This window comes from Staphylococcus sp. HMSC068C09 (genome assembly GCF_001813735.1).
GTDB classification, from domain to species: domain Bacteria; phylum Bacillota; class Bacilli; order Staphylococcales; family Staphylococcaceae; genus Staphylococcus; species Staphylococcus hominis.
The window spans coordinates 23,874-30,246 of the sequence record NZ_KV813771.1; the positions used below are offsets into that span (position 1 = coordinate 23,874).

Below are 6,373 nucleotides of genomic sequence, written 5' to 3' on the forward strand. Positions count from 1 at the left end.
TTTATTTACTAAATTACCCTATTTAAGGGGATATCAAACTATTTTAAAATTTTTATAATAATTCATTAATAAATATAACATTTTTTATTCTATTATAGTAATTAATTTTAAATTCTACTTTAATCCTGGGAAGTTTTGTTGTCGTAATGCTTCATAAATCAATAAAGCAGCAGTATTAGATAAATTTAAAGAACGAATATGATCACTCATAGGAATTCTTAAAGCAGTATCTGCATATTTCTCTTTTACCCAATCTGGTAAACCTGTAGTTTCTCTACCAAAGATAAAATAATTTTCTACTTCAGTATTTGAAAAATCAAAATCACTATAAGTTTGTTTACCAAATTTAGTAAGTAAATAATATTTACCATTTGTCACTTCGAAAAATGATTCAATGTTTTCATGATAAGTGATATTAACATGTTCCCAATAATCTAATCCAGCTCGTTTTAGCATCTTGTCATCTGTACTAAAGCCTAATGGTTTAATTAAATGCAAGTGTGTATTGGTACCTGCGCATGTACGTGCAATATTCCCAGTGTTTGCAGGTATTTCTGGTTGGAATAACACAATATGGTTTGTCATTTTTATTTCCTCATTTCTAGTCCTTTTCTCATTTCAACTTGAACTTCTTCAATCTCATTATCAAAATGCTCATAAATAAATGTTCTTGCATCATCGCCTAGTATTTGGCCAATAGCCCAATATGCTGTTCCTCTTATCATGGGTCTTGGATCATTCAATGCCACTTCCTTTAATTCAGGAATAGCCGCTTCTTCACCAAAATGTGCAAGTGCAATAATTGCATTCCGCTGTATAGGTTTCTTACCTCTCCATGCTCCTGCCAAATGACCATAAGTATTTTTAAATTCTTTATTACTCATTTGTAACAATGGAACTAAACGTGGCTTTAATATTTCTGGTTCTAAAATAATATCTTCGTGAGTTGTATTAATGCCTCTATTTTTCGGACAAACTTGTTGACAAGTATCACAACCATAAAGACGATTACCAATTTTATATCGATACTCATCTTTTAAATATCCTTTAGTTTGAGTTAAAAAGCTGATACATTTTTGAGAATTCAGTTGACCATTCCCTACTAAAGCACCCGTTGGACATCTATCTACACAAATTGTACAATCTCCACAACTGTCTAATATAGGATCATCCGGTTCAAAAGGAATACTAACTAACATTTCTCCTAAATATGTCCAAGTTCCTAGTTTTGGATTAATAACAAATCCATTTCTACCAACGAATCCTAATCCTGCTCTTTCAGCTACAGCGCGATCTGAAAGTACTCCAGTGTCAACCATGCTTTTTATTTCGACATCAGGAACCTTAGATTGAATAAATTCACTTAATTTGTCTAATCTTTTTTTCATAATTGAATGATAATCTTGACCCCAAGAGGCTCTCGCAAACATTCCTCTTCTATCGCCTTTTACACTTTTTGGCGCTCCCTTTAGCTTATTTGGATAACCAACAGCAATAGCTATAATAGAACGCGCTGTGGGTAAAGATAATTTAGGTTCTGTTCGTAACGCAATATCTGATTCTTCAAAACCTGATGCATAACCTTTTTCATGATAATCTACTAACTTTTGTTTCAGTTCATCGAAAGGATCAGCAGTAGTAAAACCAATACTATCTATACCAATGGAATACGCATAGTCAATGATTTCCTGTTTAAGTTGATGGTTCATCAACACTCTTGCCTCCTATAAAAAAGTCCATAGAACATTTTAACATAATCTTAATTTTTTATGATATTAAATATTTTTATAAATAAAAAAGAATCTGAGATATACTTTAAAGTATCTCAGATTCTTTAACTTTGAGAATGTTATAAAGAAAGTCTATATTTATAATTCAGAATAAATTCTATCTTCTTTTCTTAATTAACTTTTATTACTTTTTAGATATAAAACCTTATAAATGTTTTATCAGTCTTCATATACAACATGCTATAATACTTTCGCCAAAAAGTTTTTAGTTCTTTCATGTTTGGGATGATTAAATAATTGATCAGGTGTTTCACTTTCAACGACATATCCATCTGCCATAAATATTACTTTATCACCAACATCTTTAGCAAAACCCATTTCATGAGTTACAACCACCATTGTCATACCCTCTTTAGCTAAATCTTTCATAACTTTAAGTACTTCATAAACAACTTCAGGATCAAGTGCTGATGTTGGCTCATCAAATAATATGACATCAGGATGCATAGCTAAAGCTCTTGCTATTGCTACCCTTTGTTTTTGTCCGCCAGAGAGTTGAGAAGGATATGCGTTAACTTTCTCTTCAAGTCCTACTTTTTTTAGAAGTGCTTTACCTTCAATTTCTAGTTTTTTTAAATCAACTTTTTTTAACAACTTAGGTGCTAAAATGACATTTTCTAATACTGTTTTGTGAGGAAATAAATTGAAATTTTGAAATACCATTCCCATTTTTTGACGTAATTCACTTAAATTTATATTTTTATGTGTTAATTCTTTTCCTTCAAAAATCACTTTTCCATTTGATGGTGTTTCTAATAAATTCATACATCTTAATAATGTACTTTTACCACTTCCTGATGGTCCTATAATTGCTACAACTTCTCCTTTATTAATTTCTAAATTTATATCTTTGAGTACTTCATTTTTATTAAATGATTTATTTAAATTTTGAACTTTAATCACTGGCTTTCATTCTCCCTTCGATTAAACTCATACCTCTAGATAATGTAAATGTTAAAACAAAGTACATTATCGCAGCGATAATTAACGGTGTAAAAGGATCAAATGAAATACCTTGTACAACCTGAGCGTTAAACATAATTTCTCCTACTCCTATAGTAGAAACAATAGATGATTCTTTAATTAGTGTTACAAATTCATTACCTAACGCTGGTAAAATATTTTTAATTGCTTGGGGTAAAATGATATATCTCATTGTTTTAGAATAATTTAATCCTAAACATTGCGCTGCCTCTGTTTGCCCTTTATCAACAGCATTAATTCCAGCTCTAAATATTTCTGCAATATAAGCAGAAGAATTAATAACTAGTGCGATAGTACCACATACTAATGCTGAAACGTCTAAACCTAGAACAGCTGTCGTTCCAAAGAAAACTAAAAATACTTGAACTAACATCGGTGTTCCTCTTAAAAATTCTATGTAAATAGAGGCAATCCATGAAAGCAATTTAAACTTACTCAATTTAGCTAAAGCAATTAAAGCTCCTAATACTGCTCCTAATACTACACCAATCATTGATATTAAAATTGTATTTTTAAGTCCTTTGATAAAAAATGCACCATACTTATCAAAAAAGCTACTATCGTCTTGCATATCTTTAGAAGCTTTGTCCATGTATTTGCTAATTAAATGTTGGTCATTGACTTCCTTAATAGATTTATTGACATTCGCTAAAAGAATAGGTGAATTTTTTGGCACAGCTATGACATTATCTTTCTTTTCTTCATTAAAATTCACATTAGCTATCATTAAGCTGTTATTTTGTTTTACATATGCTTCAGCAACAGGTTTTTCTATTACCAACCCTTCTACCTTATTACTTTTAACTGCAAGAATAGCATCTGGTAGACGATTTAATGAACTAATGTCTGCATTCTCTATTTCTTGTTGCGCAATTTTTTCTTGTTCAGTCCCTTTTTGTGCTGCAACTTTTTTATTAGAAAAGTCTTTTAATGTATGAAATTTATTTTTATCGCTTTTTCTAATAAGCATTACATTGCCCGTTTTAGTATAAGAATCTGAGAAATCAACTTCTTTCTTTCTTTCTGGTGTTGAAGTCATACCAGAAATAATAACATCAATTTTTCCCGTTTTTAATGCACCGAGTAAACTATCAAATTGCATATTCACAATTTTTAATTTTAAGTGATTATCTTTAGCAATTTTTTTAGCTAAATCGATATCTATACCTGCGTATTCACTCTTACCTTTTACAGTCTTTTCAAATTCAAATGGTGCATAATCAGCTGATAATCCTACCCTTAATTCTCCACTTTCCTTAATTTTTTCCCATTTTGCATCTTGATCAGCGTGAGCCATAGGTTCTATATTTATAAAGGTCAAACTAATTAAGATTGCTATGATCATTGTTTTAAAAATATATTTCATATAGCAACCTCCTATAACTTTTTAATTATTATACACAATAAAGTATTAATATGCAATAAAAAATTCGAATAAAAAAAGCATCTACATTACTATAGATGCTTAAATACCTTTAAAATAATATTATTGGTGAGTGATTTCAAATCTATAAATATTATCATTATATGATGGTATAAACTTTTTGCATAATTCATGAATAATAAAAGCACTAATGAATGGAACAATAAAATAACCTAATGCTAATAGAAGAATATTAAATGTTGAATCACCCGGCATTCTATTAAACGCATTAATTGGACCAACTAATCCTGTATAACCAAATCCAGCTGATAATGGTGTTCCTTTTATTCCAATGAAGTATGTTAACAAACCGGAAATAATACCATTAATGGTTAATGGTATTGCAATGATTAAATGTTTTAAATAAACAGGAATCATCATCTTCGCAGCGCCAATAAACAAAACTAAATTGACACCAACTGAATTGACACGTAAAGAACCAAAGAAAAAAGTAACGCATGCAGCAACAATTCCCATGTTAGCAGCACCACTACCTAACCCATTTAAACTAATAGCTGTAGCAATAGCAACTAGAGAAATTGGCGTAACCATTAGTAGTGAAAATGTCACACTTATTAAGATAGACATGATTAAAGGATTAAATTCAGTAAATGAATTAATCACATTTCCTAAACTTTTTGTGATAATTTGTATATATGGCAAAGTCGTTAATCCAATTAATCCGCTGACTACTGGAATAAATACAGGTAAAATAATCATTTCTAAAGAACCAAATTTTCCTTGTAATAATAAATATAAAGCACATGCGATAATAATAACTAAAATTACGTTTATAATATCGCCAATTCCTTTTAATGCAATACCATTGGCATTCATTTGTATAGCTCCAGAGCCCAACATTGCTGATATACCTATCATACTAGCACCCGCACCACTAAATTTGAATTGATGTGCTGCCAGTATTCCAATAATAAATGCCATAAATGATTGAATAATTGTCACTAATTGAAAAACAAGCTCTAATATTGGATGTTGATCTTTAAATAATTTTAGTAGTTCTCCTAAAAGTGCATTTGGAAGTAATGCAATAACTACTCCTGCACCAACTGCATTAAGAATATTACTAAAAAAATATTTTAAGTTTATTCTAGTTCTACTCATAATAGCCTCCATTTTTAAATATTAGCTATATAATATTATATTATCTCATTTTATACAATATAAAATAAGTAGTTAAAAAAATATCAAATAAAAAAGGATTAAGTAGAGTGTTCTACTTAATCCTTTTAAATCCATTACATACCGGCGGTCGGGGTCGAACCGACACTCCAATAAAGGAACGGGATTTTGAGTCCCGCGCGTCTGCCAATTCCGCCACGCCGGCTTAATATATATAAATAAAAAACTTCCCTATGGAAGCAATTATGGAGCGGAAGATAGGACTTGCACCTATATCTTGTTCCGGGAAGGAACATATTCTAAAAGTTGAAATACTCCCGCATTGTATCAAATTATGGAGCGGAAGATAGGACTTACACCTATATCTCATTCCGGGAAGGAATGTGTTCTAAAATTGAACTACTCCCGCATAGCACATGGAGGCGGCAACCGGATTTGAACCGGTGATAAAGGTTTTGCAGACCTCTGCCTTACCACTTGGCTATGCCGCCAAAAAAACTGGGCTAGCTGGATTCGAACCAGCGCGTGACGGAGTCAAAGTCCGTTGCCTTACCGCTTGGCTATAGCCCATTAATAATAAAGGGCGGTTGATGGGAATCGAACCCACGAGTGTCGGAACCACAATCCGATGCGTTAACCACTTCGCCACAACCGCCATGGCAGGGACAGTAGGAATCGAACCCACATCAAAGGTTTTGGAGACCTCTATTCTACCGTTGAACTATGTCCCTATTTATGATGGTGGAGGGGGGCAGATTCGAACTGCCGAACCCGAAGGAGCGGATTTACAGTCCGCCGCGTTTAGCCACTTCGCTACCCCTCCGTTAAGATGGTGCCGGCCAGAGGACTTGAACCCCCAACCTACTGATTACAAGTCAGTTGCTCTACCAATTGAGCTAGGCCGGCAAGAAATGGTTCAGGACAGAGTCGAACTGCCGACACATGGAGCTTCAATCCATTGCTCTACCAACTGAGCTACTGAACCATATATATTAAAATGATTAAATGGCGGTCTCGACGGGAATCGAACCCGCGA

At 32.5% G+C, this 6,373-nt stretch carries 6 protein-coding genes and 9 tRNA genes; 1 reads left to right on the forward strand and 14 read right to left on the reverse strand.

The window, feature by feature from the left end; all coding sequences use genetic code 11:
• Positions 1–114: 114 nt before the first annotated feature.
• The 5 genes from trmL to HMPREF2930_RS09310 form a co-directional block, all read right to left on the reverse strand.
• Entirely contained in the window at positions 115–585 is a 471-nt protein-coding gene (gene trmL, locus HMPREF2930_RS09290; RefSeq protein ID WP_017176401.1) for a tRNA (uridine(34)/cytosine(34)/5-carboxymethylaminomethyluridine(34)-2'-O)-methyltransferase TrmL, read from the reverse strand.
• A 2-nt stretch (positions 586–587) separates the two neighbouring features.
• Positions 588–1,709, reverse strand: a complete 1,122-nt coding sequence (gene queG / locus HMPREF2930_RS09295) for a tRNA epoxyqueuosine(34) reductase QueG (RefSeq protein WP_017176402.1) — start codon at positions 1,707–1,709, stop codon at positions 588–590.
• Positions 1,710–1,970: 261 nt separating this feature from the next.
• Positions 1,971–2,693 carry an amino acid ABC transporter ATP-binding protein gene (locus HMPREF2930_RS09300; protein WP_017176403.1) on the reverse strand — a complete coding sequence of 241 codons (723 nt, stop codon included), beginning with the start codon at positions 2,691–2,693 and terminating at the stop codon, positions 1,971–1,973.
• Positions 2,686–4,140, reverse strand: coding sequence for an ABC transporter substrate-binding protein/permease (locus tag HMPREF2930_RS09305; RefSeq protein ID WP_017176404.1), 1,455 nt, complete (start codon positions 4,138–4,140; stop codon positions 2,686–2,688). Before HMPREF2930_RS09305 ends, HMPREF2930_RS09300 begins: the two co-directional genes overlap by 8 nt.
• Positions 4,141–4,260: 120 nt before the next feature.
• The gene (locus HMPREF2930_RS09310) at positions 4,261–5,304 is read right to left on the reverse strand and encodes a PTS sugar transporter subunit IIC (protein ID WP_371091379.1); all 1,044 of its coding nucleotides are present in this window, start codon (positions 5,302–5,304) and stop codon (positions 4,261–4,263) included.
• Between HMPREF2930_RS09310 and HMPREF2930_RS11890 the strand changes: the two genes are divergently transcribed.
• Positions 5,276–5,344, forward strand: a complete 69-nt coding sequence (locus tag HMPREF2930_RS11890) for a hypothetical protein (RefSeq protein WP_353775006.1) — start codon at positions 5,276–5,278, stop codon at positions 5,342–5,344. The genes HMPREF2930_RS09310 and HMPREF2930_RS11890 overlap by 29 nt on opposite strands.
• 114 nt (positions 5,345–5,458) lie before the next feature.
• Here HMPREF2930_RS11890 and HMPREF2930_RS09315 read toward each other — a convergent pair.
• From HMPREF2930_RS09315 to HMPREF2930_RS09355, 9 genes are all read right to left on the reverse strand, one after another.
• Positions 5,459–5,542: transfer RNA gene (locus tag HMPREF2930_RS09315), tRNA-Leu, on the reverse strand.
• A gap of 130 nt (positions 5,543–5,672) precedes the next feature.
• Positions 5,673–5,746: transfer RNA gene (locus HMPREF2930_RS09320), tRNA-Gly, on the reverse strand.
• Positions 5,747–5,754: 8 nt separating this feature from the next.
• Positions 5,755–5,828 (reverse strand) — tRNA-Cys (locus HMPREF2930_RS09325).
• A gap of 7 nt (positions 5,829–5,835) precedes the next feature.
• Positions 5,836–5,907 (reverse strand) — tRNA-Gln (locus HMPREF2930_RS09330).
• A 12-nt stretch (positions 5,908–5,919) separates the two neighbouring features.
• A tRNA-His gene (locus HMPREF2930_RS09335) sits at positions 5,920–5,992 on the reverse strand.
• A 2-nt stretch (positions 5,993–5,994) separates the two neighbouring features.
• A tRNA-Trp gene (locus tag HMPREF2930_RS09340) sits at positions 5,995–6,068 on the reverse strand.
• A gap of 8 nt (positions 6,069–6,076) precedes the next feature.
• Positions 6,077–6,160, reverse strand: a tRNA-Tyr gene (locus tag HMPREF2930_RS09345).
• Positions 6,161–6,167: 7 nt separating this feature from the next.
• Positions 6,168–6,243, reverse strand: a tRNA-Thr gene (locus tag HMPREF2930_RS09350).
• 6 nt (positions 6,244–6,249) lie between these two features.
• Positions 6,250–6,322 (reverse strand) — tRNA-Phe (locus HMPREF2930_RS09355).
• Between the last annotated feature and the right edge of the window lie 51 nt (positions 6,323–6,373).

Bases quoted from the DNA above. Each gene is read 5' to 3' on its own strand.
- trmL (WP_017176401.1), bottom strand. From the start codon at position 585: ATGACAAACCATATTGTGTTATTCCAACCAGAAATACCTGCAAACACT.
- queG (WP_017176402.1), bottom strand. From the start codon at position 1,709: ATGAACCATCAACTTAAACAGGAAATCATTGACTATGCGTATTCCATT.
- HMPREF2930_RS09305 (WP_017176404.1), bottom strand. From the start codon at position 4,140: ATGAAATATATTTTTAAAACAATGATCATAGCAATCTTAATTAGTTTG.